This window comes from Microbacterium sulfonylureivorans (assembly GCF_003999995.1).
Lineage (GTDB): Bacteria > Actinomycetota > Actinomycetes > Actinomycetales > Microbacteriaceae > Microbacterium > Microbacterium sulfonylureivorans.
Genome location: NZ_RJAD01000004.1, coordinates 283,673 through 307,857 on the forward strand (window position 1 = coordinate 283,673; position 24,185 = coordinate 307,857).

A 24,185-nucleotide genomic window follows, 5' to 3' on the forward strand; every position below is an offset into this window, starting at 1 on the left:
GAACAGTACCCGCCCCGGAGGCGCCGCCCGCACCACTGCCGCCTGGGGTGTGGATCACCCGATGCCGAGCTTCCCCCGCACGACGCCCGCTGTCGCGAGGGCGTCGGCGGCGAGCTTGCGCTTGAGCTCGATCGACTGCCCGATCTCCTGTGCGAGCAGGGGGCGCGACCGCACGAGCTCGTCGAGGGTCTCGAGCGGCACCACGAGCACCGTCAGCACGTCGGCGGCGATCGCCGTCGTGAGCGTCTTCTCCCGCGTGAGCGCGGTCTGGCCGACGTAGTCGCCCGGTTCCGCGGTGGCGAACTCGATGCGCCCGCCTCCCGCTTCGACGGCGAGACGCACGCGTCCGTCGACGACGAAGCGGATGTCGTGCGGCAGCACTCCCTCGGGCTGGACGATCTCGCCCAGCCCGTAGCGCTCGAGACGCGAGGTGGAGAGGACCAGGTCGCGCTCCTTGTCGCCCAGGTGCAGCGTCGGCCCGACGACCTCGAGCGCGTGCTCGAGACGCCCGGGCTCGGCGATGGGATCGCTCGCGTCGCCGTCGAGGGCCAGTCCCCGTCGCCGGGCCGCGTACCAGAGCCATGCGAGGTAGAGGCTCAGCGCCTGCGGGGCGTTCTCCGGGCCGTTGATCGGGAGGCTCACCGCATACTTCCCCGAGCCCTGGTAGTCGGCGGTCGCGCGCTCGTCGGTCGCCCTCATCGGCAGCGAGTCGGCGACCTCGACGAGGAGGCCGATGACCTCGTGCGGGGGGTCGTCGGTGGTGAACGCCACCGATGTCGTCACGTGGTGCGGTCCGTCGGGCTGGCTCAGGTTCGTGAACGACGCGCCCGACAGCGTCGAGTTCGGGATGATCTGGATGCCCGACCCGGTGTCGATGTGGACGGCACGCCAGTTCACCTCGATCACGCGCCCCTGCACGCCGGCCGCGTCGAGCCAGTCGCCGATCTTGAAGGGCTGCTCGAACAGGAGAAGGAGGCCCGAGATGACGCCGCCGACGGCGTTCTGCAGAGCGAGGCCGATGACGATCGACGTCACGCCGAGCGCGGCGATCAGGCCCGCGACATCCGCTTCCCACACCCACTGGAACAGGAGCGCCAGGCCCACCACCACGAGGATGAGGCGCGCCAGCTCGACGAAGATCGACGGGATCCTCTCCTGCCAGCTCCCCGATTTCGCGTTGGCGAACAGCGCCACGTTGAACGCCGACAGCACGAGCAGGATGAGGAGGAACCCGAGTACGGTCGCCACCACGCGCGCCCACACCTGGTCGGCATCCGAGCGGAGGGCGAAGACCAGGAGCGCGAACAGCGCGGCCACCGGCACGACCCAGTTGCGCAGAAGCCGTACCGGTCCCGCCGCGGGATTGCCCCGGCGCGTGAGCGCTCCGAGGATCTCGGTGAGGACCACCAGCACGATCGGAACCCCGACGGCGAGCGCGACCGCCCACCACACCCAGCCGTCCTCGAACGGATCCACGGCTACTCGATCCGCCAGACGTCCTGAGCCTTGCCGCGAAGCTCGACCGACCCGGCCCTCGTGAACGTCACGCTGTCCTGCATCCGGTCCCGCACGGCCTGGCTGACGTAGATGCCCGGCAGCCCCGTCACACTGCGCACGCGGTAGGCGAGGCTCACCGCGTCGCCCCACAGGTCGTACGCCAGGCTCGTCCGGGCGACGAGTCCGCTTGTGACCGTGCCGGTGTCGACGCCCGCGCGGATGTCGATCTCGGTGCCGTTCTGCGAGTTGAAGCGCTGGACGACGGCCCGCATCTCTCGGGCGAAGTCGACCGCGCGACGCACGTTGTCGACGCGCGGCACGATGAGTCCCGAGCTGGCGAGATAGCCGCCGCGCAGGGTGCGGACCTTCTCGACGCCCGTCTTCGTGGCCGCCTCGTCGAATCCGCGCATCAGCGCGTTGAGCTGAGACGTCTCGGTCTCGCTCGATAGATCCTCCGCGAACTCCTCGAACCCGACGAGCTCCGCGAAGACGACGGAGACGTTGTCGTGCTCCTCGGAGATCGTCTCCTCGCCGTCGCGGTAGCGCTGTGCGACGGCTTCGGGCATGAGGGTGAGCATGAGCTTCTGGTTCTCGACCTGCTGCTCCTCGATGAGGTCCTGCTTGATCCGCAGGCTCGACGCCATGTCGTTGAACGCCGATCCGAGATCGCCGATCTCGTCGCGCGATCCGATCGGCACCTGCACGGCGAGGTCGCCGCCGGCGACCCGGCGGACGGCGTCGACGAGCTTGCGGATGGGGCGGGTGAAGACCTGGGCGAGCAGCAGCGAGAGCACGCTGACGGCGAGGACGATCGCAAGCAGCGAGAGCACCAGGGTGCGAGTGAAGTCGGCGACGGGCGCGAAGGCCTCGGCGGTGTCGATGCGCGCGACCGCCACCCAGTTCAGGCCGTCGATCTCGACCGGGGTGTACGCGGCGATGTTCTCGTCGCCCAGGTAGGACGTCGAGATCCCGGCGCCGGTGCGTCCCTTGAGCGCCTCGACGACGGGCTGCGTGGTGATCGGCTGGAGGAGCACGGTGCCGCTCACCTCGACCACCCGCTCCGCGATGTCTGGGGGCGTGCCGGCCGAGATCACCTTGTCGGCGTACGCCTCGGGGTCTTCGACGAGCTGCCTCGAGACGCTCCGCATGAGGTTGTCGCCGCCGACGAGGTAGACCTCGCCGGTGTCGCCCAGCCCCTGCTCCTTCCAGCGCTCGTCACCGGTCATCGCGTCGTTGATCGTCGCGATCGGGATCTGGGCCGCGAGCGCTCCCGTCACCGCCGAGTCGTTGCCGATCGGCGACACCACCCACAGGCTGGGGACGTTCAGCGACGGGATCCATCGTTCGAAGTCGGTCGTCTTCACGGTGCTCACGCTGTTGGTGGCGACGACATCGCGGTACGCGTCGGCGAGGAGGGACTCGCGGAACGGACCGTCGAGGAGATTGGATCCCATGTCGACGCCCTTGTAGGCGGAGTAGACGACGTCGCCCTCGAGGTTCATGACCAGCAGGTCTTCGTACCCGACGGTCTCGACCAGTCGTGTCAGATAGTCGCCGTATCGCTCCGTCGCGGCGGAGAACGCCGTGCCGTCGTCGGCGGAGTTGGTGGCGAGCGCCTCGTCGAAGTCGGCGAACTGCGCGGTGTAGTGGTACTGGACCCACTTGCCGGCGTTCGACTGCGGGATGAAGGCGCTCGGGCTGTACGCGTCTCCGGTGCGCTCCTCGAGCTGGGGGATGAACGTCTCGGCGTAGTACTGCTCGAGCTCGGCCTGCTGCTCAGGCGTCAGCTCCCGGCTCTGGAGCTCCTCCCAGCCCGCGTTGAGCTCGCGCGACAGCGTCTGCGCGCTGAGGTTGCGGGAGTCCAGGGCGACGCCTGCCTGGACGCTCTCGACCGTGTGCTCGAGTTCGCCGACGCGCATCTCGCGGATGGTCGTGAGCTGGTCGATCGCCGACGCGCGCAGCGACTCGCGCCCGCTGACGTACCCGATCACGCCGACGATCACGGACGAGATCACGCTGACGGCGAGCAGCATGATGAGCAGCTTCGACTGGATGCTGAGCCCGCCGCGGCGCGGCTTCTTGTCGCGCTTCCGCGCGATCTCCTCCTGTCGCGCGAACTCACGCTCGTGAAGGCGTTCGGACTCGGTGACGGGCGTGTGCTGCGCCCCAGTTTCCGTCGTCGCGCTCACGCATGACCCCCGGTCGGCTCAGTGGTCACTCTAGCCACAGCCGAAACACGGCGGCAAGAAACGATTCGACGACGCCGGGATCGGATGCCCGCCCCCGAGGTGCGGGACGGGCATCCGATCGTGCTTCGGCGCGGTCAGCTGCTCTTGCGCATCGCGCGGATGCCGGCCCACAGACCGAGTGCCGCGAGCACCAGGGCAGACACCCAACCCCACAGCACCGCCGACGCGCCGAGGTCGCCCGCGAAGAGCGCCCGCTCGGCCTGCACCACCCAGTTGATCGGGTTCACGGTCGAGATGGCCCACATCCACTCCGGAGCCGTGTCGAGCGGGAGCAGCATGCCCGAGAGGATCAGCAGCGGGAAGATCAGCGTCTGCTGAACGCCCCAGAACAGCCACTCGCGGTCCTTCGTCTTGAGGGCCAGCGTGTACGACAGCGATCCGAGGCCGACGCCGAACACGGCGAGGAGCGCGAGGCCGACCACGAGACCCGGCACGTTGATCGTGAACCCGAACGGCCACGCGATCAGCACGATGATGAGCGCCTGCACCACGATCGGCGCGATCTCCTTGAGCGCGCGTCCGACGAGCAGCGACGACCGTGCGAGCGGTGCGACGAGCGTGCGCTCGTGCGAGCCCGTCATCATCTCGTACTGCAGGTTGGATCCGGTCGCGCCCGTGCCGAACAGCACGATCATCACGAGCACCCCGGGAACGAACCACTGCAGCGTCTCCCCCACCGGCTGACCGGACGAGCCGACGAGGAGGGGCGCGAAGAGCCCGAGGAAGACCAGCGGCTGAACGAGACTGAAGATGAGCGTGAACGGATCGCGCACGACCGGCTTCAGCTCGCGCGTCAGCACGTTCCACGTGTCGCGCGCGGGGTTTGCGCGCACCACGGTGTCGGGTCGCGCGTCGGTCTGCGGAGTGGTCATCGGTTCGCTCCTGTCTGCTCGGCCACCGCATCGGCGGCTCCGGATGCCTCGGCCGAGGCATCCGCCGTGCTCTTCTCGTCGGCCCCGTCGCCCTGCCCCGTGAGGTCCTCCGTCGGCTCGCCCTCGCCCGCCTCGCGCAGCGTGCGTCCGGTGAGAGCGAGGAACACGTCGTCGAGCGTCGGGGGCACGCCGGTCGCGCGGGCGACCTGGATGCCGGCGGCGTCGAGCGCCCGCACCGCGGACGGCAGGAGGGCGTCGCCGTCGGGCGCCGTGAGGGTGACGGATGCCTCGCCCTCGCGCCGGACGCCACGATCGGTGAGCCTCTGCACGACTGCGACGGCGGCCTCGGCATCCGCTCCCGACGCGAAGCCGAGGGTGAGCACGTCGCCCGCGAGGTTCGCCTTGAGCGCCGTGGCCGTGTCATCGGCGATGATGCGGCCCTTGTCCATGACCATCACGCGCTCGGCGTAGCGGTCTGCCTCCTCGAGGTAGTGGGTCGTGAGGAAGACGGTGGTGCCGTACTGGTGTCGCAGATCGAGGATGTGCTGCCACAGGTTCGCCCTGCTCTGCGGATCGAGCCCCGTCGACGGCTCGTCGAGGAAGATGAGCGGCGGCGCGTGCATGAGACCGAGCGCGACATCCAGCCGCCGCTTCTGCCCGCCCGAGAGCTGCTGCACCGAGCGGTTCGCAAAGCCGGAGAGGTCGAGCGACTCGATGAGCTCGTCGGCGCGGACACGCGCGGCGGGCTTCGACATGCCGTAGAACGCACCCTGGCTGAGGAGCTCGTCGCGCGCCCGCTGCGAGAAGCTGCCGCTCGTCAGCTGCCCGACGTAGCCGATTCGCGCGCGTACCTCCGCAGGCTGCCGCAGGATGTCGAAGCCGACGACGCGGGCCGTGCCGGCCGTCGGCGGGATGAGAGTGGTCAGCATGCGCAGGCTGGTCGACTTGCCTGCGCCGTTGGGGCCTAGGAACGCGACGAGCTCGCCCCGCGAGACCCGGAATGTGAGGTCGGAAACTGCCTCGACGCTCGTCTTCTTGGCATTCTTCTTCTGCTGGTCTGGGAAGCGCTTGGTCAGGCCTTGCGCCTCGATGATCGGTTCGTTCGCCATGGATCCAAGCTAGGAACCATTGCGGACAGATCCGGTCCGCATCATCGGGCAATCTTGAGTCATGTCCGATACGACCACGCGAGCCCTCTCGCTGCTCAACCTGCTCCAGACCCATCGGCACTGGCCCGGCCCGGAGCTCGCCGACCGCCTGGGCGTCACCGAGCGCACGGTCCGCCGCGACGTGGAGCGCCTGCGCGACCTCGGGTACCGGATCGAGTCGTCGCCCGGCGCCGCGGGAGGCTACCGACTCGAGGCCGGCAGCGCCGTGCCTCCGCTGCTGCTCACCGACGAGGAGGCGGTGGCCATGGCGATCGGGCTGCGGGTCGCGGCATCCCAGCGCCTCGTCAGCGGCCCCGAGACCACCATCACCGCGCTCGCCAAGCTCGAGCAGGTGCTGCCGGCGCCGCTGCGGCGACGGGTCGCCGCACTCGCCGAGACCGTGCAGCCGACGGGCATCAACGCCGGAGCGGCCGTGTCGAGCGAGGTGCTCGGCGAGCTCGCCCTCGCCAGCCGCGACCACGAGCGCGTGCGCTTCACCTACACCGCCGCGTCGGGCGAGGTCACGCGGCGCCGCGTCGAGCCGCACGCGCTCGCACCCGCGGAACGGCACTGGTACCTGCTGTGCTGGGACCTCGACAAAGACGACTGGCGCACGTTCCGTGTCGATCGTCTCGAAGGAGTCGAGCACACGAGGGTGCTGTTCGAGCCGAAGCCGCTGACACCCGAGGAGATCGAGGAGTTCATCGTCGTCGCCCGGTCGTGGGTGCGCACGGCGGTCGAGGCGGATGCCGTCATGGAACTGCCTCTCGCCGAGATGCGCGAGTACTTCGGCCAGTGGGGCCAGGGCGCCGAAGCCGAAGACGATGCGCACACGCGCTGGCCGGTCGGCGGCGCAGACTGGCGCGAGACCATGTACGGCCTGATGTGGATCCCCGAAGGCGTCGAATACACGACCGACCTCGTGGAGCCGTCGCGGTCGCAGCTGCGGGAGACCCTCGAGCGGATGCTCCGCGCCATCGACGCGCCTCCGCCTCCGCGCCGCGCCGCGGCCGCACGCGCCCACCCGGAGGACGAGTAGGGCGTCCCTGCGACGCGCCGCCGAAGCTCAGCACCCTCGCAGGAGCCGCGCCTACGCTGGCGCCGACCCGAGGAGTGACATGCGCCGACTGTATATCGCCGCCGTTGCAGGTGCCCTGCTGTTGTCGCTCACCGCCTGCGCATCCGGAGGACCCATGACCGACCCCACTCCCTCGACGTCATCGAGCCGGCCGCCGTTCGAGACGACCACACCGGGCCCGGTCGGGCCCTCGGGCGAGCCGACAGACGTGACGACGTCCCAGTGGGACGCGATCGTGGCCGATCTCGCGCGCCGTGGTGTCGAGGGCGAGCCGCAGCTCGTCTCGGCCGAGGCCGTCCAGTGGACCAACGGGGCGCTCGGCTGCCCGAAGCCCGGCATGGCGTACACCCAGGCGATCGTGGACGGGATGCGTGTCGTCGTGACGGTCGAAGGCACCCCCTACGACTATCGCTTCGGCCGCGCCGACACGCCCGTGCTCTGCGAGGCCTGAGACCGGCATAGAGGGCCCTTTCCACGCCGAAGGCGGCACCCCACAGGGGATGCCGCCTCCGGACGTTCGACGAGCGGTTACTTCGTCTTGACCAGAACCGTCTCGCTCGTGCCCGACTTGTTGTCGATCACGACCGCCATGACACCGAGCGGCTTCTGCGCGGCGACCTGCGCACCGTTCACCGCGACGGGAACCGTCACGCTGCCGTTGCGGGGCACCTCGGCGAACTGGCCGTTCTCGATGGCCGGCGACCACGGGTTGTAGGTCGCGACACCGGCGATCTCGTCGAAGCCCGCCGAGTTGGTGATCGAGTAGCTCGCGACCGAGTAGCCGAACGTCGGCGCGGCCGACGTGATGCCCAGGTCGCTCGCGTACACCGGCAGCAGGATGGTGCTGCTGTCGGTCGGCGCCGACGCGTAGAACCCGGCTGCGAACAGCCCCGCCGGCGTGCTGACGAAGACCTCGGAGCGGCCGTTCGCATCGCCCGCCCGGACCAGGCCCGAGTCGGCCGAGAACACGATGGCCTCAGGGTTTCCGTCGCCGTTGCGGTCGATGACCACGTCGAACTCGAGGCTCGCCGGGTTGGACCACCGCTTGTGCGTGTTCACCGCGAACACGAGCAGCTGGTCGCTGCCGTCCGCGAAGGACTGCACGCCTGCCGACGCCAGGTCGAACCCGGTGTCGCCGATCGTCTTCGGCACGTCCTTGGCGTCGCTGAGACTCCACGTGTAGAAGTCCGCAGCCCCCGTGAGGGCGCCCAGCCTGTTGGTCAGCTTGACCGACTTGTCGGCGTCGCCCACGGTGTCCTTCTTGCCGAACAGCGCACCGGTCGACGAGGCGACACGGCTGTCCGAACGGGGAACCAGCAGGTACGGCACACGCAGCGTCGACGAGTCGGACGTGAGCAGGATGTCACCCGAGAACTCGTACTGGGCGAACGGGTCGCCCGACACCGACGACGAGCCGACGGCGCCGGCACCGGCCGTGAGGCCGACGATGACGGTCGCCTTGCCCTTGGCGGGAACCTTCACCGACGAGCGGTTGAGCGAGATCTTCGCCTTCTCGGACTGGGCCGAGGGAGCGGAGCTCACCTTGTAGGTGACGGCCTTGTCGCCGTGGTTCGTGATCGTGATCGTCTTGAGCCCGGCGAACCCGATCCACGACTCCTGGAACCCGAAGCTCAGCGCCGACTCGCGCAGCCAGCCGCTGTCGGTGCGGAACGCGTCGCCGGTGGCGGTGACCTTGGTGGCGACCGCCTGCGCGGCGTCGACCAGGCCGACTCCGCCGCGCGTCATCTGCTGCCCCGCAACCTTCTCGGGGTCCGCCGACGACACGACGGCGGCGGCGATCTCGCCGGCCTTCCAGCCCGGGTGGGACTGGACGGTGAGGGCCGCGACGCCCGCGACGTGCGGTGCTGCCATCGAGGTGCCCGAGATCGTCGCCGGGCCGTTGCCCGTGCCGACGCCCGTCGAGACGATCGAGACGCCCGGCGCCGCGACATCCACGGCCACGCCGCTGTCGCCGCTGCGCGGACCGTTCGACGAGAACGACGCGTACCCGCGGAAGCCGGGGTTGTCGAGCTGCGCCGCGACCACCGTGGCGGGCGCGTTCGTCACGAACTTCGGGCCGTCCGACGCGCGGACGCCGAGGAACGGGATGGTGACGTCGTACGGCTCGCCGGTGTCGGCGTTCTCCGTGATGACGCCCTCGAACGGCGGGTAGTCGTTGGTGTTGTTCACCATCAGCGCTGCCGCTGCGCCCGCCTGCTGAGCGAAGATCGCCTTGGCGACGCGCGCGCAGGTGCCGCGGTCGGATACGGCGAGCTGGTTCAGTCCGGCGGCGACGCCGTTCGACGTGTACGCGGCGGTCGAGCATCCGAGCGCCTCGTTCTCGGCGGTGGATGCGTTGTCTACCAGGCGGACGACGGTCATGCCGGGAAGGCCCTCGAGGTTCGCGCCGTTCGCGTTGATCGCCGGAACGGCGACGCCGCCGACGGTGACGGAGGCACCCGGGAAGCTCGCGGTGCTGTCGACCGCGGCGACCGAGATCACACCCTCGCCGTTGCCGGGCGAACCTGCGATGTACGGAGCCGGGCCGGAGTTGCCCGCCGAGGCGACGACGACGACGCCGGCGCCGATGGCGTTGGCCGCAGCGACGGCCTCCGGGTCGTCGGCGCTTCCGAAGCTCGAGCCGAGCGACATGTTGATGACGTCCATGTCGTTGGCGACGGCCCAGTCGATGGCGGCCGTGGTCACGTTGGTCGAGCCCTCACAGCCGAACACGCGCAGGGCGTAGAGGTCGACCTCGGGTGCGACGCCGGGTCCGATCTTCCACTCCTGCGAGGCCGTGGACTCGTCGTACGCACCCGTGTAGGTCGCGCCGTCAGCCGTGACGCCGGTGCCGCCGGTGGTTCCGGCGACGTGGCTGCCGTGGCCGTTGCAGTCGAGCGGGTTGGCGTCGGGCTTGGGGACGCTGGTGTCGTCGTTGGCGTCGTAGTCGTCGCCGACGAAGTCCCATCCGCCCTTGATGCGCGGCGCGTTCGGGCCGAACAGCGCCGGGTCGGCGGGCTGCGTCTCGGCGGCGTTGGCCGCCTCGTACGCCTCGACCGTGCCGGGGCCGCCGAAGTTCGCGTGGGTGAAGTCGATGCCGGTGTCGATGATCGCCACCTTGACGTTCTCGCCGGTGTAGCCGGTGCTCTGCCACACCTGCGGCACGCCGAGGAACGGCACCGAGACCGCGTTGTCGATCGTGTAGGTGCGCGCGGCGTGGATGCCGACGACGTTGGGAAGCGCGGCGACCGTGTCGACGGCGTCTGCCGGGATCGTGGCCTGCACGCCGTTGTAGGCGGACTGCATCGTCGCCTCGACCGAGCCGCCTTCTGCCTCGACCGCGCCGACGATCGGCTTCTGCGCCTGCTCGAGCGACTTCTTGATGGAGGAGCGCTCGGCCTTCGTGAGGTCGCGGCCCTTCTCCGCCTGGACGACCGCGACGGGGTCGGCCGCCAGTTCGACGACGACCGTGACGTTGCCGTCGGCGTCGGCGCTCAGCGGAGCGACCGTCGCGCTCACTTCACCGCGCGACTCGGCCTTCTCGAACTTCGACGACGGATCGTCGTCTGCTGCGGCGAACGCCGCCGTTGTGGGGAGTGACAGCGCCACGACCGCGGCGACCGCCAATGCACGTCTGTACAACGGGACCTACTTTCTCCGAACTTGGGGGATGGAGGAGGGAACGATCCCGTCTCCGTACTGGGGATGGAACGAGATACTTCGGTGACCGTATGTGCGAACTCACATCAAGTCAACAGTGGATTCTCAGGTTGATCAGAGCGCTCAATCAGAGCCGCCAAAACATGCAGACGAGCGCACGGATGCGCAGATCACGGGGCCTCCGACCGCCCCGCACGGTACCGGCGATACGCTCGTCCGCATGACCGATGACGCGCGCGCGACCCTCAAACGCATCGAGGCCGAGGAGCAGGAGCTGGTCCTTCCGGGTTTCGATCTTGCGGATGCCTGGGCCCTCGGTTCGCGCATGCGGGAGGCCGCCCTCGCGGCCGGGCTGCCGATCGTCATCGGGATCACCTTGGGAGAGGCGCGGGTCTTCCACACCGCCCTTCCGGGCTCGAGCGCCGACAACGACGGCTGGCTCGAGCGCAAGACGCACGTCGCGCGGCGCTACGGACGCTCCTCCTACGGTGTGGGTCAGTCGTTCCGGGCCTCGGGCAAGGACTTCGACGTCGACGCACGCCTCGACACCACGCAGTTCGCCGCACACGGCGGCGTCTTCCCGATCACCGTCACCGGCGTCGGCGTCGTGGGCACGGTCGGCGTCTCAGGACTCCCCCAGGCCGACGACCACGCGTTCGTGGTCACGCACCTCCGGGCATATCGCGGCGCCCGGTGAACGAGAGCGGATGCCTCGGCATCCGTTCTGCGTCACATGCCGACGCACAGGGAAACCATCGTTCACGCTCACCCGCACGACGCCTCCCGGGGCTAGCGTGGGCACATCGCGGCGATCCGGGCGGTCCCGGGCACCGGCTCATATCCGGGTGCGCTGCGGGTTCGACTCCCGCCGTCGCGTCAACTCTCTACGGCTCGCGATCCCTTGTCCCGACTGGGATCGCGGTTCTCAGGTTTCTCGGCGAAGGGCCGTTTGCCCACATTTTGCCCACACTTTTCGCGGGCGCACCTGTGGATAACCGCACTCACGCGGGTTGATCGAGGCCGATCAGGAGCGAGCGATGGCGGCCGCGCGGGCGGCGTTCAGCGACGTCGAGACGCTGTCGAGGTCGTCATCGAAGAGGTCCGCATAGACGTCGAGCGTCATCGCGGCCGACGCGTGGCCAAGCATCCGTTGCACCGCTTTGACGTTCGCCCCCGAGCTGATGGCGAGGGATGCTGCGGTGTGAACGACAGCCATTGTCAAAACCCGCGTCGCTGGCTAGATTCGCTATCCCGAGGGAAGGACACAGACTATGAGCCGCGATAGCTGAGATACCTAAGCGAGCCCCCGCCCGATCTTGTCGAGCGGGGGCTTCGTCGTTTCTGGGGGCCATCCCTGCGTCGATCCTCACCACGCCCATGGCCCGCACGTGACCAGCCACGTCCGGGCATGGAACGCACAGGGATCCTCACTCGCTCCCGTCAGTATGTGGAGTGCAGGACGTCTGCCCGCTCTCGAGGAGCGAAGTTCGCTTCGAAGTCGCGTTCGTTCGGGACCCAGACCTCCCGCCAGAGGCGCGAATGATCGCGCCCCACAGCGGCATCGCGTTTCATTCCTCGCGCTTGCGCTGTGGCCAAGTCGACGTCGCACCAGATCGTGAGGTCGAGGAAGTCGAGCGCCTCCGGATGAAACAGACCGACGAGGTCGACCACCATGACGTCGCCGAGTGGGACGGGCTCGGACTTCCCGAGAGCCCCGATGCCCCAGTCGAAGCGGCGAAAGCTGCCGGCTGACCCCGCTAGGAACGGGAGGAGAACCTCGTCCACCAGACGAGCTCGTTCCACGCCATCCCAGTCTGGCGACCGCTGATGTGATCGCGTGGGGTCCAGGAAGTCATCTCCTCGCATCCGAATGCTGTCAGGGACGATCTCAACTAGTTCGCGGGCGAGAGTGCTCTTTCCCGAGCCGCCGTAGCCGGATACCCCGACAACTAACGGTCGCCCACACTCAGCAACGCGCTGGGCGATTAACTCGCCGATGCTGTGAAGTCCCATCGATCCACACTAGGGAACGCGCCCGGCCTCGCCGCACGCAACCGGTCGGCATCCGCGCGGTCCTTCATGCGGTCGATTGATCGCGGCAGTGGGCGTGCTGCCGCGCGGACGTTCGATGAAGGCTCAGGGCCGGTGAACGTAGACCGCTGCATGTCGCTGGATGCGCATCGCGATGGTGTCGACGAGTCGCGGGCCGGGTCTGAGCCCCGGCACCGACCAAGCCGAGCCGGCAGGGCCGCCGACTTCGAGCACGATCGGAACGTCGAACCAGCGTCCATCGATACTGAGTGAGATTCCGACGCCGGCGGCCGTTGTGGTCAGCGCAGCGATCTCGACCTGCCTGGCTGGCACGAACCCCAGGGGCTTGGCGCGGCCGCGCAGGAAGCACAACCCGTCCGCCGCGACGATGAGGGACTGGCCGGTGAGCGGGGTCGATCCAATCGCGAACGCCGTCACGCCGAGACGGACTGCGGCGCGACGTTCGCGCAGGTGGGGAAGCTGCCCACCCAGACGGGTCAGCCACGCAACAACTCCCGCCACGCCTATGGCCAGCGCTGGGCCCGGTATTCCACCGACTAGCTGTTGCCCATCGCTCGAGATCATCCACGCCGTCATCGCGAGCACGAACGTGACGCCGGCGCCAGCTGCGACTCCGCCGGTGACCCGCACGCGTCGCCGATACCGCTCGAGTGGCGCGTCGGTCTCGGATTGCCTCCGGAGCCACTCGGGCAAGGTCGCGGTCTCGGCGAAGGCACGTGGCGCGTAATCAGCGAGGCCAGCAGTCAACATAACTCGTCAATTGTCCATGACCTGTGGCAGGCCACGGACAACTCCTCCGACCGCTCACCAATGACGGGCCAACCACGACCAGCACTCGGCCGATCTGCAACCGCAGGAGAGTCCTGGCCGAGAAGACAGGTGGCTTGGGTGCGGGAACGGTCAACGTGCGGGCGCCCGTTCGCGGACAGGTGCTCCAGGCGGTCTGAATAGACTGCGGTCGTGAGCCGAGAACACCAGCGTCCGACGGCAGTGTCGACCACATTCGGTGTGAGGTCAATCGTGCTGGCGCCGACGTCTCTCATCGTCGCGGTCGTTGTCGGGTTCCTCGTCGCGTACAGTCCACTTGCGATTCTCGGGCCGAACGTATTCGTTGGAATCTCTTGCAGTGCTGGTCTCCTGATCGCGTTCGCGGGGATAGCGCTCGGAGCGATCTGTTGGGTCGAGGGAGTCTCGAGCGCAGAAGACGCCTTCCGACGAAGCACGGCGATCAGTCTTGGAATCACCGGAACGCTCTTGTGCGGGGGCGCCGTGCTCGCGCTCGTCTCTCTTTGGCTCTACCTGCCGACGCAGATGTCCTTTACGCTGCTGGGTTCTTGATGCAGTTCGCCCATCAAGCATTGACATGCGAGGGCGCACAAGCCGGTGGCTCGACAGACGCCCGATCGGCATTGAAGATCGATGTACGGTGCGTAGGTGAAACAGGTCTGGATCGTCTACCACGACAGTTCGCCCGACAACAACATCCTCGGCGTCTTCGATGACGAGGATGAAGCCTATGCCTATCAAGAGGCGGTCGCCCCGGGCTACCCGGATGGTGCCTTGCTTACGCCGTTCCCGGTTCCCTGGCGTAGTACTGACCACGTCACTGAAATCCGGATCGGCTAACCGCTCACCCTCGCCCGACGACGGGCAACGTCCTGGGCGTGACAAGCGATTCCGCACGCGGCCGTCGTCAGCCGGGCGCGGTGGTTAGCGCGAGGGGGTCACAGGCGGGATGGCTTTCATAGCGGCTGACACGTCCGGGTCTTCGTCGTCTCGAAGCAGCGCGATGACGTCGTCTGGAAGCTCGCGTTCGGCAGCGAGATACCAGCGCGCAGGGGCGTCCTCGTGAGAGCAATCCGTCTTGCGAGTTCCGGGTCTCGTGGCAGTCCCTCCGCGGGCGTGTCCTTGCGTTCCATGGCTAGCTGCATCATCGCCCCGACGGTGAACTGGTCGTGTTGACGAGCAAGTGTGGCGTTGAGCGAGACGACGACGTCCTCGCCGGCCCAGATCGTCCAGTCAGAATCTTGGATCGTGCGCTGCAAATTGCCCGCTTCACCGCGGTCAAGCTGATCGCGCAGTCGATCGGCAACGTTCAGCACGACCTGGTCCTGCGCGCTCAAGAAAACTGACACGTTGGGCGCGTGGCTACCGGACACGATCGCCCAGGACGGATCGGTCATGAATCGCCAAAGACCGGGCTCGGTCGCGCGCGCCCAACCATCGTCCGTCAATCCCGCCGCCAGCGATTCGACATTCGACAGCAGGCCACCCGTGACGGCTTTGCGTACGACCGAGAGGACACCGTCCGGAACCAGCCGATCCGCGCCTGTCTGGTGAACCATGTCATCTGCCAATCTGTCGCCGTAGGTCGGTGCGGCAAGACTAGTTCCAGGGTGTGCCCGCGCTCTGGGAGTGACTTGTCTGAGTGCACCGCGCGCGACCCGACCCGGCGCTGGTCGAGGTCACAGCCGACGCTCTCAAGTGGGTCGCGAAGCGAGCGTTGGGGGGTTCGCTCAGCGTCGCCACCAGGACAGCCGACGAGCCTTCCGCGTCGGCTGTGCTTCCACCGTGGCTTTGTCGGGCGTGGGCTGGTCCGGTTTGTCCCAGCGCAGTGTCTCAAGGATCGGGTCGGCCTGGAGGGCGTCGATGAGGTCTGCGGATCCGCTCACCCGCGTCGCGCAGAGGTCGTAGTCGGTGTAAACGAACCAAGAGTGATCGGCCGGCCAGAAGTTGCTCGGTGAGAACCGGCCGACGCCCTCGCCGACGAGTTTGAAGATGTCGCTGACGCGTCCCTCCTGTATCTCGACATTGTCGAAGTCGCCGGTCGTGAGCGCGGCTGGATAGAAGTAGCAGTGTTCCGCGGCTGCTCGGTTGGTCAGAACGGATACGAGAGCACGGAGACTCTCGCCGTCCAGCGATCCCTCGGCAGGGAAGTCGATTGACACGGGCCAGCCTCCGTCGCTGAACCACTGAAAGCTCGGTGGAAAGGCCTCGTCGCGTCCTGGAGTCTGGCCGAGCCGCGCAAAGTACTCGTGCCAGGTCAGGCGCGTCCATCCCTCGCCGGGATGGTCGCTGAATCCCAACCCCACGCCGGTCGTGACGGCGGAGCCGTCATCGAGGCTGAAGCCGTTGATGATCACCGGCTTCTCAACGCCCGCCTCGATCGTGGCACGTCGCGCCTGGTCGTAGCTGATGTGCGAAGGCAGGGACGTGTTCTCGTACATCGAGTGCAGCACCCAGACCGAGTCCTCCCAGCCCGACAAGTCCATTCCCACAGGATCGTCGCGTTCCGACAGCTGAATCCACGCGACCGCGTCAACGCATTCAGCGGGGGTCAATCTCCGCATCCCGTGAGCGTACCCGCGCGGGACACCGCCCAGTCGACAGTCGCTCGATGACGCGTCCTGATCCGGACACCCCGCCGGGGGATCGAGTCATTTCCCTGGTGAGTCTCTTCGTGCCAGTGTGGGCCAGGTGATGGATGGACTGCGTGCGGGACTGATGTGGCCGGGGACGGAGGCGATGCTGTCCCTATTCGTCGTGCGTCGAGATCCGGCCGATCTTGAACTCACGGTCGATGCAGCGCTGGCTCCGAGACCCGACACCGTCCGACAGTACGAGATGATGCCCGGCGACAGTGGTTCCACCATCGGTGAGGTCCGCGAGTACGACCTGCGGTTCAATGAACTCCCGCCGGACTTGACTGGTCTCGTCTCCGCGTGGTTGGAATCGGCAGTCGGTGGTGGCGCCGAGGTTGCATGGTTCGGGTTTGAGGGATCGTTCTCCTATGAGGATCTTCTGAGTGATGACATCGCGAGCTCTATCTTCGCGGTGGCGTCCCGGTCGGGGATCTACCTCGCGCTCGATGACGACTTTCGGTCGAGCTCGGAGTGGGTAGAACGCCTCGGAGAGATCAGGCGTGAGCTTCACTGGCCGTGAGGGCACTCAATCATCTACGACCGTTCGGAAGCCGGTCCCTCATTGCGACAGTCGCCGTCAGCAAGAATCGGCCGTCGTGCGTTGCCTGACTGCATCTCGAGCAGATCGATCTAACAAGCCACCGGCGATTGTCATGCGGCGCACTGAGTTGACGGCACCTATCGAAGATCCCGTTCCGGATTGATGTTGTTCAGAGTTAGATCCTCGAGGCCGATGCCGAACGCGATGGCCTGATGCTGCATCAGGGAGATCACTTCGTGGTAGGCCGTGAGATGTCCTGTCTCGAAGTCGTATTCAGCAGTTCCTAGCGCGCTATCTCGCCGCGTTCGGGCATCGACGGCTGAGCGTCGCAGAAGGTCGCCCAGATCGCGCAGGTAGAGAGCTGCGGACTCGTTGGTCATTAATCACCGATCCAAATCTTGCCCACCGCGCCGAACTGTCTTGGGCAGTGGCCTATTCGACCGACCAGGGCGCGAGTAGTTCGGCCACGTCATAGTCCATTGCCATTGCGGAAGCGATCTCGCTCAGCTCGACGACCACCGACCGCGGGATCTGTGTTTGCGCCTCCGCCAGCGCGTCCACGATGGTCTCTTCAGCAACACCCAATTCGTTAGCGTCGAGGAGTTCGATCACGAAGGTGACGGTGTCCGCCGGCAGTAACTGCGTCGTTGAGATCAAGACCGCTTTGATGCGACCACGAAGCTCTTGATAGTAGGCCGCCGGATACGTCATCAGAGGTTCCGCGTCACCTGGCACGGTTGCCACATGGGACCAACGAGTAGCTCGGAGCGAACGTCACCCACGCACACTACTACCTGGCGACGGACCCCCTGCGCTGTCCCATTCCTACATGCTGGATGCAAGGCGTGACACACATCCTGGACCACGCTCCCGCGGTGACAGCCGAAGGAAAGCGGGTCGTCATCCGCGCGGAAATCGGCAGCGACGGCCAGCTTCTGACACGCGATGCCCGTGGTTTCATACGCCAAGCTGCTCCGTCCACGGGTGCGTGCCGGGCGGTGCCCGCAGCACTTCCCCGACCGCGCGCGCGTTGCCGGGTGCCAGAGACACCATCCTGCCGACGATGCGCAGCTTCCCGTTAGTAGCTGTCCGGCAACAGCTCCTACGCAGGATTCCCGCCACTCAACCGCCGGGGCAATCGCAATCGCCCCCGCTGTGGCAGACGCACGGCAGGGGCTCGTCGTCGTCCTCGACCTCTTCAGTCTCGCCTGAGCGGGGCACCTCGTGATAGCCCGTCCCGGTCCCAATGGTGACGACGTGTGGGGATGCGCTGGCGCGAATCTGCGCAAGGTCGTAGGGCGAGGCGTCGATAAGCTCACCGTCGACCGTCGTATCCATCTCGTCCACCCCATCGGGAGTGCTGAGGCGGAACGAGACGTAGCGCCAGTCCGAGTCCGGGCACCTAGCGCTCGCACCAGGAAGATCATCGACGGTGTACGGAACACCGTTGGCCGTTTGCCCCGGAATGCCCATCTCGCGCCAGTACTGCTCGGTCATCCCCCAGTCCGCCTCGTCGGGCTCACAGCCGGCGGCCACCAGTCTTTCTCGCCATGACGCGAGGATCTCGGCGGGGTCGGTGCGGGGATCTTCGATGATCCACATAGTGCTGTGCCCGCAGTCCCAAGCGGACGGGGAGTTGTAGAACGGGCCGAATTGCCCACGGGTGCATGCGTCCTTGACGCCGGTGCTCAACGCCGGCTCGGGAACGATGCTGTGGAGCAGGTCGAGCTCTGCGGCCGCGGCAGCCTCGCGGGCCTCGACGATCGCCGGCTCATGCGCTCCCGTCGGCGGGAACGCTGGGGTGGGCGCGCATCCGGCCAGTCCGAGCGCGAGCGCGAGCATGCTGGCGGCGGCACACTCTCGCTTGGTCACAGCGCCGAGCCTAGGGGCGACTGTCTGACATCCACGACATTCAATGATTGCCGTCCCAAATGGCGATCAGTCGGTCGCTGACTGAGTGTCGGCCATGCTCGCGGTAGCGATTCTTGCCAGCGCTGACGCTCGAAAGCCGATCCGCTCCCGCACTGGCGCCCGCGGCTAGCTAGTGTCGAAGTATGGCTGGCAGAAGTATGCGAACCGCGCTCCTTTGGGCGGGAGCGGCGCTGGTCGCAGTCGCCGGTGCGATCACGATCACGATCGGGCTGTTCACGCCTATGGGGGTCGCCTCGTTCGGCTGGTTCGCCTACCAGCCCCTGGCGAATGCGACCTTCACCCCTGGCGGCTCAGCGGTCGTCCTCTCGCGCGTCACCGTCGTCGGATGGATCGTTTTCACCCTAGGGATGCTCACCCTAGCGTTTCTTGCCGGCGGTGTCGTGGCCCGGAGATCGCGCGAGTAGCTCAGGCCCGACGTCGGTCGGTACAGGTGGATGTCCCGGAGCGCTGAACGATCCCACACGGAGCAACTTTGTCGGTCCCTGTAACGATCCGTGCGGTGCCGGACAATACAGAGCATGAGCGGTGGTGAAGGCCCGGAGCACGGGTGGTGGCAGCGCGGACTCGTGGGCGACCCGGACGCGTTCGGGATGATCTTCGACCTGCACCGTGACAGGGTCTTCCGCCACGCTTACCGGATTCTCCAGGATCAGACCGACGCCGAGGACGCCCCGGCGGTGTCTTTCCTCGAGCTGCGGCGACGTAGATCCCAGGTGCGCGTCGTCGATGGTTCAGTTGCCCTGGCTGCTCGTAACCGCGACAAACGCGTGCCGGAACCTCGATCGGTCTCGCCAGCGCTATCGCCGACTCTTGGGCGAGCTTCCGCACGGCGCCCACCACCCGTCCGCCGAGGACGTCGCCATCGATGAGCTCACCATCGACACCGGCGTTGCAGCCGCACTGCGCAGGTTGTCCCCGCGAGACGCCCGACTGCTCGCGCTGGTGGCCCTGGAGGGCTATTCGGCGACAGAAGCCGCCGGTGCGTTGGGGATCTCTCCCGAAACTGCTCGCACCAGGCTGCACCGGGTTAGAGCGCACGTGAAACGCAGTCTCGGACACGACACGCTCGACAGCTACCTCACCAAGGAGGCGACATGAGCACTCCCACCATGAGCGACCAGTTTGCGGCGGCGTTCCGCGCCCGACTTGTCACCCACATCGCAGAAGCGGGCCGCCCCCGCCGACGCCGTCACACTCTACTCGGCACGGGAGCCGCACTCGCGATCGTGCTGGGCGGTGCAGTAGCCGCCGCAGCGACTGGGCTGCTCAGCCTGCCCGGCGCGAGCGTCGATACCGCCCTGGGCGCGACCCGGTCGGCAACCTTCACCGGCACAGGAACGCTCGAGCTCGGCCCGGCGCCGGCCACGGCGACGGGGGTGGCCATCTCGCTCACATGCCTCACCCCCGGATCATTCAAATTCGACGATGGCGCCGCCGTGACCTGCACCTCCGCCGGTGACAGCGAACGGCCGACGACATACGTCATCCCGATCACAGCGATTGAAGGTGACGGGGTCACCATGACCACCACCACGGACGCAGCCTGGTCAATCACCGCCGGGTACGTCTCCAGCGACACCACCGACTGGGCAGTGAACAAAACCGGCGACAGCTACGGCGTCATCAACGGCGATGGACAGCCCGACCTCATCGCTGTAATCGCCACGAACGGTCAGCAGGGATATGTCTACCGCGAGGACCTTGCGGATGCCGACGGGAGTACTGCTGCCGAGAGCTTCACCAGCCCGGAGGACGCCCTTCGCTGGCAAGAAGAGAACGCCGGCATCATCCATATGATCCCGGTCTACGAATCAGACGGCACCACCAGGATCGGCGAATTCCGAGTCGGCTGAGTCGGTCCGCACGCTGAGCGGTCGACCTGCGCGCAGGTGGAGTCGATGGCCATCGAGGCGAGCAGTCGTGGGGGCAGTTGCGGCGCTGTCCAGGGTCCGAGAGCCGGTCGGGCGGTCGCTGCGAACACGTCGAATCGCGGAGTACGCTCGCGATCATGGTCGAGGACGATCCGGTGACGACTAACCCGGCCCACTACCGCATCATCTTTGAGAACGAATTCGTGCGCGTTCTGGAGTACCGCGACGAGCCTGGCGACAGTACGACGCCGCACGTGCACCCGAACAGCGTGATGGTGACACTCAGCGATTTCCAGCGCCGGCTCCGCACCGAGTCGGGCGAGCGGGAAGTCGACATGCACGCCAACGAAGCAGCGTGGCTCCCGGCGCAGCGGCACGCGGGGGCGAACATCGGCCGATCAGGGACGCACGCCATCTTCGTCGAACTCAAAGGGGAGGCAGCCGGAGTCGCCGATTCCCGAGTGCTCGGCCCCAGCAGCTGACCGGATCGCGGGTCCGGTCAGCCGGTCCTCCTGCGCGATCGATGTATGTCAGCGGCTCTGCAGGATGGCCCAGGCCAGCAGCGCGTCAAGCCGACGGATGTCCGCGCCCTTCGTGACCTTTACTTTGATGTGGCCAGCCTTGGTCCATAGCTCGATTTCGGCGTCGCGATCGAGCAGCCCGCCGGCGTTCTCTGAGGACCACATTTCGATCGAGCTGTACGGCAGTGAGTAGATCTCAACCTTCTTCCCGGTGAAGCCCTGAGCATCCCGCACGATGAGCCGCTTGGTGGTGAAGGTGGCTGAGTCGCGGAAGGTCTTGAACGAGGTGACGGCTTGTTCACCCTCAACAAGCAGCGCCTGAACGTCATCCGGCACAGGGATCTCGTTTTGCAGCGTCCAAGCCAGGATGGGTGCCGTCTCCGCCATAAGGACTCCTTGTGCCGCGTGCCCCCGGTTGGGTGCGATCGGACCTAGAGTACCGACGGACCGCGCCGCAGCGGATCGACCGCGAGGGGCGAACGGGGTCCGATGACCGCCGCAGTCGTTGTGAGGACGTCACCCGACGGCGGAGAGCCCCCTCACGATCCCGGCAACCGACACAGCGACGCCGACAACGGTGAGCGCAGCCCCGGCAATCGCACCTGCCCGGCTGCTGCGAACGCGGCGCTTCGCCGCACGCACCAAGAGCACCGCTCCACCGATGACCCCACCGCAACCCAAAAAGATCGCTAGCGGAGCTGCCGAGGCTGAGACGTCCGCGACCTTGGGGCCAATGTTGAGCAGGATTATCGTCGAGATCGCGATCGAACCGATGGAGAAGACCACAACCTGTCCTGGGGACATGTTCTTCGCGGCCGACTTCGATCCCATGAAGGCGAGCACCGTGGCGGCTTCCATGCGCTGCTGGAACCACGCAGCCACCGGGCGCGCATAGGGCAGAAACACCACCCCAAGCCAGAACATCAAAGAAAGAATCGTGCATCCACACAGCAACCCGCCGAGCTGCTCACCACCGTCAGCGTCACCGTTCATTGATCACCCCTCCGCGCCATAGAGGCCCAGCAAAGCTATCAACGCAGAGGTGCCCCTCAACTCGACTGGGGATAACCCCAGCCGACCAGGGCAATCATCGGAAGTCGGTCGGTCTGCGCGTGCAGCGTTATCGACCAATCAACGTCCGGACGCTGTCGCCGCCGCATGGCTCAGTGCCGCGCCCACGCCCGTGTATCCGCAATGATGTCGGTCATGGATGTCCGCACCGCTGCACGGACGCAAGGTCCTGGCGCGCGTGCGAACGCTCTCATCTTGAGCGGCGGTGTATTCCTGTTCGGAGTCGGGTTCGCGGGCTTCCGAATCGCACGCGAAGGTGGCGTGGACGGCTGGTCCATGTTCTGGCTCATCTTCATCGCCGTTTGGGGCGCGGGCCTCCTGTCGGTCGAGCTGTTCGCGAACCGCGCTCTGGACCGTGCTGCGCGGGCCAGCGAGACATCCTTGGACGCGCGCATCATCCTGTTCCGGGTCGGACAGTTGCTGGGCCCGCTCGCCACGGAGCGATCGAAGTTGCGGATCAAGGGGTGGATCACTCTGGGCCCCAACGAGATCATGATCACGGCGTACCGCCAGCGGGAGACGCTCGGACGTTACCGTTGTCGTGACCTCGCGTCAGTGGAGGCTGTGGGAGCTTCGATGAGCTACGGGGTCCTGGTGTTGGCGTTCCGGGATGGGGTCCGATTCGAGTCCATACCCGTTGAGACAGGCATCAGAAATCTCGGACTGAGAAGTCACCGCACAGCAAAGCTCGCCGACGAGATCCGTTCCTGGCAGCACTCAACACTGCACAAGTAGCGCTTCATCGACCCCGAGGTGCTCGGTCACGCGTTGTCGTAGTCCGCTCGCTCGAGGTCAAGGTCAACACGAGGGGAGGCAGATCCGTCCAGTTGATCGCCTCCCCGCGGCAGCGCTGCGCGCCGAACGACGACGGCTGCGGGATTCGCTATCTCCTTGAGCGGCGGTGATTCGCATGATCTGCGGCGCGATGTCGGGTCCGCCAACGGGCGGGCGGACGCGAACGGGCCTACCGGTCGGGGAAGCCGCCTTCGTAGTCTTGCCATGTGCCTGCGAGGTATTGCATTGCCCAGAGCTGTTGTTCCTTCGAGGTGGCGTCCTTGCCGGCGAAGTCCATGACGATGTAGTTCGACCTGAACCCGTCATCAACGGTCGACGCAAATGCCTCAGCGTCGGCTCGGCTCGTGAACCGGTAATAGGTCGCTTCGGCGGTGTCGTATGCCTCAACGCACGTCGCACCGTCGACGCAGACGTCTGATGTGATCTCGACGACCTCGGTGGTCGGATCCGCGGCGTCAGGGTCGTTTGCCATGAGTTCGGCTAGCGTGAGCTGCCATTGATTGTCGAACAGCGACCGCGCCATGAGCCACCCACCGACGCCCAATGCTGAGACGATGATCGTGACGCCCACGACAAGCCCCACCCACTGGATCGGTCGCCGTCGGGAGCTTGCGGTCATTGGGAAATCCTACGTGCGGGCCGGCTAACGGCCCTTTCATCCGATCGGATCTGGACGGAGCGCGTGCGACCAGCCAGGATCGGGGCATGGCGGAACTTCTGACTCCGATCTCCGCGTTAATTGACGCCACGAACACCGGCGACTCCGACTCGTTCGTCGCGTTATTCGCGGAGGATGGCTCGCTCGACGTTTGGGGCCGCGTGGCCCGCGGCCACGATGAGATCCACGACTGGGATCGCACGGACAACATCGGCAAGCAAGCACACTGTGAGCGCCACGGGCGTCGAGTCGCTCGAGCCATTGACATCGCTGCGCGCCCTTTCGCGACTGTATGTGTTGCAAGCGCACAAGGCGAGCGGCGCCGTGCTACGGAAGGCGGTCGGGCTCCGGGACCTGTGCCTTGGGAACGCTCATCCGGGTTCCGATCGAAACTTCGATCTTCCCGATCTCCGATGGGTTAGCGCACTCGTCGAGCCCCGTCGACTCGAGCTTCCCGGAACCCGAATCATCGACCCGGATCTGACACCGATTCTGGACCTGCCGCACCTTGACGAACTGAGGCTCCCGCTACGCCAGTCGTATCGGAAGCAGGTCTTCGAGTTCGCGTCCCACAGCGAGGTGTTCGCTCGCGTCGCCACAAACAATGAGGAATACGACGCGCTTGTAGCCTCCACGCGCGGCCGTTAGCCGGTAGGTCAGCGTGCAGCTCGCCGGGTCCAGCGCAGTGGCAAGACGAAGTGCGCGACGGAGATCGCGAACAGCGACCACGCTGCCAGTAGCACCCAACCGTTCGTGTCGCGCACCTCGTAGGTGCCGAGTTCATCGGTAGCGGTACTCATCGGCGCGACGGCGATGAT

27 protein-coding genes, 1 tRNA gene and 1 pseudogene are annotated in these 24,185 nt (G+C 66.9%); 13 read left to right on the forward strand and 16 right to left on the reverse strand.

Going from position 1 to position 24,185, the window contains the following annotated elements:
• Positions 1 to 54: 54 nt before the first annotated feature.
• The 4 genes from EER34_RS17200 to EER34_RS17215 all read right to left on the reverse strand — a co-directional run bounded on the left by EER34_RS17200 (position 55) and on the right by EER34_RS17215 (position 5,727).
• Complete coding sequence (locus EER34_RS17200; protein WP_164743605.1) at positions 55 to 1,476, reverse strand: mechanosensitive ion channel domain-containing protein; 1,422 nt, start codon at positions 1,474 to 1,476, stop codon at positions 55 to 57.
• 2 nt (positions 1,477 to 1,478) lie between these two features.
• A complete protein-coding gene (locus EER34_RS17205; RefSeq protein WP_127476919.1) occupies positions 1,479 to 3,686 on the reverse strand; it encodes an adenylate/guanylate cyclase domain-containing protein in 2,208 nt (735 codons plus the stop codon).
• Between the two features lie 134 nt (positions 3,687 to 3,820).
• The gene (locus EER34_RS17210) at positions 3,821 to 4,618 is read right to left on the reverse strand and encodes an ABC transporter permease (protein ID WP_127476920.1); all 798 of its coding nucleotides are present in this window, start codon (positions 4,616 to 4,618) and stop codon (positions 3,821 to 3,823) included.
• A complete protein-coding gene (locus tag EER34_RS17215) occupies positions 4,615 to 5,727 on the reverse strand; it encodes an ATP-binding cassette domain-containing protein (RefSeq protein WP_127476921.1) in 1,113 nt (370 codons plus the stop codon). Before EER34_RS17215 ends, EER34_RS17210 begins: the two co-directional genes overlap by 4 nt.
• Before the next feature lie 61 nt (positions 5,728 to 5,788).
• Here EER34_RS17215 and EER34_RS17220 point away from each other — a divergent pair, with 61 nt between their 5' ends.
• Positions 5,789 to 6,805: a helix-turn-helix transcriptional regulator gene (locus tag EER34_RS17220; RefSeq protein ID WP_127476922.1), complete on the forward strand. Its 1,017-nt coding sequence runs from the start codon at positions 5,789 to 5,791 to the stop codon at positions 6,803 to 6,805.
• 79 nt (positions 6,806 to 6,884) lie between these two features.
• A complete protein-coding gene (locus EER34_RS17225; protein ID WP_127476923.1) occupies positions 6,885 to 7,295 on the forward strand; it encodes a hypothetical protein in 411 nt (136 codons plus the stop codon).
• 77 nt (positions 7,296 to 7,372) lie between these two features.
• Here the strand turns inward: EER34_RS17225 and EER34_RS17230 are convergent, their stop codons facing one another.
• A complete protein-coding gene (locus tag EER34_RS17230; RefSeq protein ID WP_240642474.1) occupies positions 7,373 to 10,471 on the reverse strand; it encodes a S8 family peptidase in 3,099 nt (1,032 codons plus the stop codon).
• A gap of 253 nt (positions 10,472 to 10,724) precedes the next feature.
• Here EER34_RS17230 and EER34_RS17235 point away from each other — a divergent pair, with 253 nt between their 5' ends.
• Complete coding sequence (locus EER34_RS17235; protein WP_127476925.1) at positions 10,725 to 11,201, forward strand: heme-degrading domain-containing protein; 477 nt, start codon at positions 10,725 to 10,727, stop codon at positions 11,199 to 11,201.
• Positions 11,202 to 11,308: 107 nt separating this feature from the next.
• Positions 11,309 to 11,381 (forward strand) — tRNA-Met (locus EER34_RS17595).
• A gap of 147 nt (positions 11,382 to 11,528) precedes the next feature.
• Here the strand turns inward: EER34_RS17595 and EER34_RS17240 are convergent.
• From EER34_RS17240 to EER34_RS17250, 3 genes and pseudogenes are all read right to left on the reverse strand, one after another.
• Positions 11,529 to 11,708: pseudogene (locus tag EER34_RS17240) on the reverse strand (site-specific integrase); the annotation flags it as partial.
• Between the two features lie 236 nt (positions 11,709 to 11,944).
• Positions 11,945 to 12,517, reverse strand: a complete 573-nt coding sequence (locus EER34_RS17245) for a uridine kinase family protein (RefSeq protein WP_127476926.1) — start codon at positions 12,515 to 12,517, stop codon at positions 11,945 to 11,947.
• A gap of 123 nt (positions 12,518 to 12,640) precedes the next feature.
• Positions 12,641 to 13,186 (reverse strand): hypothetical protein, encoded by a 546-nt coding sequence (locus EER34_RS17250; protein WP_127476927.1) that lies wholly within the window; start codon positions 13,184 to 13,186, stop codon positions 12,641 to 12,643.
• Between the two features lie 330 nt (positions 13,187 to 13,516).
• Between EER34_RS17250 and EER34_RS17255 the strand changes: the two genes are divergently transcribed.
• Entirely contained in the window at positions 13,517 to 13,894 is a 378-nt protein-coding gene (locus tag EER34_RS17255; protein ID WP_127476929.1) for a hypothetical protein, read from the forward strand.
• A gap of 96 nt (positions 13,895 to 13,990) precedes the next feature.
• On the forward strand, positions 13,991 to 14,182 hold the full coding sequence (locus EER34_RS17260; protein ID WP_127476931.1) for a hypothetical protein: 192 nt from the start codon (positions 13,991 to 13,993) through the stop codon (positions 14,180 to 14,182).
• A gap of 116 nt (positions 14,183 to 14,298) precedes the next feature.
• Here EER34_RS17260 and EER34_RS17265 read toward each other — a convergent pair whose 3' ends face one another.
• Both EER34_RS17265 and EER34_RS17270 read right to left on the reverse strand, forming a co-directional pair.
• The gene (locus EER34_RS17265; protein WP_127476932.1) at positions 14,299 to 14,901 is read right to left on the reverse strand and encodes a hypothetical protein; all 603 of its coding nucleotides are present in this window, start codon (positions 14,899 to 14,901) and stop codon (positions 14,299 to 14,301) included.
• Positions 14,902 to 15,072: 171 nt separating this feature from the next.
• A complete protein-coding gene (locus tag EER34_RS17270; protein ID WP_127476934.1) occupies positions 15,073 to 15,828 on the reverse strand; it encodes a hypothetical protein in 756 nt (251 codons plus the stop codon).
• A 205-nt stretch (positions 15,829 to 16,033) separates the two neighbouring features.
• Between EER34_RS17270 and EER34_RS17275 the strand changes: the two genes are divergently transcribed.
• Positions 16,034 to 16,498: a hypothetical protein gene (locus EER34_RS17275; protein WP_127476936.1), complete on the forward strand. Its 465-nt coding sequence runs from the start codon at positions 16,034 to 16,036 to the stop codon at positions 16,496 to 16,498.
• A 158-nt stretch (positions 16,499 to 16,656) separates the two neighbouring features.
• On the opposite strand, the gene EER34_RS17280 is transcribed toward EER34_RS17275, so the two are convergent.
• From EER34_RS17280 to EER34_RS17290, 3 genes are all read right to left on the reverse strand, one after another.
• Positions 16,657 to 16,899 (reverse strand): hypothetical protein, encoded by a 243-nt coding sequence (locus EER34_RS17280; protein ID WP_127476937.1) that lies wholly within the window; start codon positions 16,897 to 16,899, stop codon positions 16,657 to 16,659.
• Between the two features lie 52 nt (positions 16,900 to 16,951).
• Positions 16,952 to 17,230: a hypothetical protein gene (locus tag EER34_RS17285; protein WP_127476939.1), complete on the reverse strand. Its 279-nt coding sequence runs from the start codon at positions 17,228 to 17,230 to the stop codon at positions 16,952 to 16,954.
• Between the two features lie 411 nt (positions 17,231 to 17,641).
• The gene (locus EER34_RS17290) at positions 17,642 to 18,391 is read right to left on the reverse strand and encodes a hypothetical protein (protein ID WP_127476941.1); all 750 of its coding nucleotides are present in this window, start codon (positions 18,389 to 18,391) and stop codon (positions 17,642 to 17,644) included.
• A gap of 182 nt (positions 18,392 to 18,573) precedes the next feature.
• Here EER34_RS17290 and EER34_RS17295 point away from each other — a divergent pair, with 182 nt between their 5' ends.
• The 4 genes from EER34_RS17295 to EER34_RS17310 all read left to right on the forward strand — a co-directional run bounded on the left by EER34_RS17295 (position 18,574) and on the right by EER34_RS17310 (position 20,804).
• The gene (locus EER34_RS17295) at positions 18,574 to 18,855 is read left to right on the forward strand and encodes a hypothetical protein (protein ID WP_127476942.1); all 282 of its coding nucleotides are present in this window, start codon (positions 18,574 to 18,576) and stop codon (positions 18,853 to 18,855) included.
• A 406-nt stretch (positions 18,856 to 19,261) separates the two neighbouring features.
• Positions 19,262 to 19,549 (forward strand): RNA polymerase sigma factor, encoded by a 288-nt coding sequence (locus tag EER34_RS17300; protein ID WP_164743606.1) that lies wholly within the window; start codon positions 19,262 to 19,264, stop codon positions 19,547 to 19,549.
• Positions 19,546 to 20,304, forward strand: coding sequence for a hypothetical protein (locus EER34_RS17305; RefSeq protein ID WP_127476945.1), 759 nt, complete (start codon positions 19,546 to 19,548; stop codon positions 20,302 to 20,304). The genes EER34_RS17300 and EER34_RS17305 overlap by 4 nt, the downstream gene beginning before the upstream one ends.
• 155 nt (positions 20,305 to 20,459) lie before the next feature.
• Positions 20,460 to 20,804, forward strand: a complete 345-nt coding sequence (locus EER34_RS17310) for a cupin domain-containing protein (RefSeq protein ID WP_127476947.1) — start codon at positions 20,460 to 20,462, stop codon at positions 20,802 to 20,804.
• Positions 20,805 to 20,852: 48 nt separating this feature from the next.
• Here EER34_RS17310 and EER34_RS17315 read toward each other — a convergent pair whose 3' ends face one another.
• Positions 20,853 to 21,230 carry a PH domain-containing protein gene (locus tag EER34_RS17315; protein ID WP_127476949.1) on the reverse strand — a complete coding sequence of 126 codons (378 nt, stop codon included), beginning with the start codon at positions 21,228 to 21,230 and terminating at the stop codon, positions 20,853 to 20,855.
• Between the two features lie 129 nt (positions 21,231 to 21,359).
• Complete coding sequence (locus tag EER34_RS17320; RefSeq protein ID WP_127476951.1) at positions 21,360 to 21,836, reverse strand: hypothetical protein; 477 nt, start codon at positions 21,834 to 21,836, stop codon at positions 21,360 to 21,362.
• Positions 21,837 to 22,049: 213 nt separating this feature from the next.
• On the opposite strand from EER34_RS17320, the gene EER34_RS17325 reads away from it, so the two are divergent.
• On the forward strand, positions 22,050 to 22,649 hold the full coding sequence (locus tag EER34_RS17325; protein WP_127476952.1) for a hypothetical protein: 600 nt from the start codon (positions 22,050 to 22,052) through the stop codon (positions 22,647 to 22,649).
• A 229-nt stretch (positions 22,650 to 22,878) separates the two neighbouring features.
• Here EER34_RS17325 and EER34_RS17330 read toward each other — a convergent pair whose 3' ends face one another.
• Positions 22,879 to 23,328, reverse strand: a complete 450-nt coding sequence (locus EER34_RS17330) for a hypothetical protein (protein WP_127476954.1) — start codon at positions 23,326 to 23,328, stop codon at positions 22,879 to 22,881.
• Between the two features lie 267 nt (positions 23,329 to 23,595).
• Between EER34_RS17330 and EER34_RS17600 the strand changes: the two genes are divergently transcribed.
• Positions 23,596 to 24,015 carry a hypothetical protein gene (locus EER34_RS17600; protein WP_164743607.1) on the forward strand — a complete coding sequence of 140 codons (420 nt, stop codon included), beginning with the start codon at positions 23,596 to 23,598 and terminating at the stop codon, positions 24,013 to 24,015.
• Positions 24,016 to 24,185: the final 170 nt, after the last annotated feature.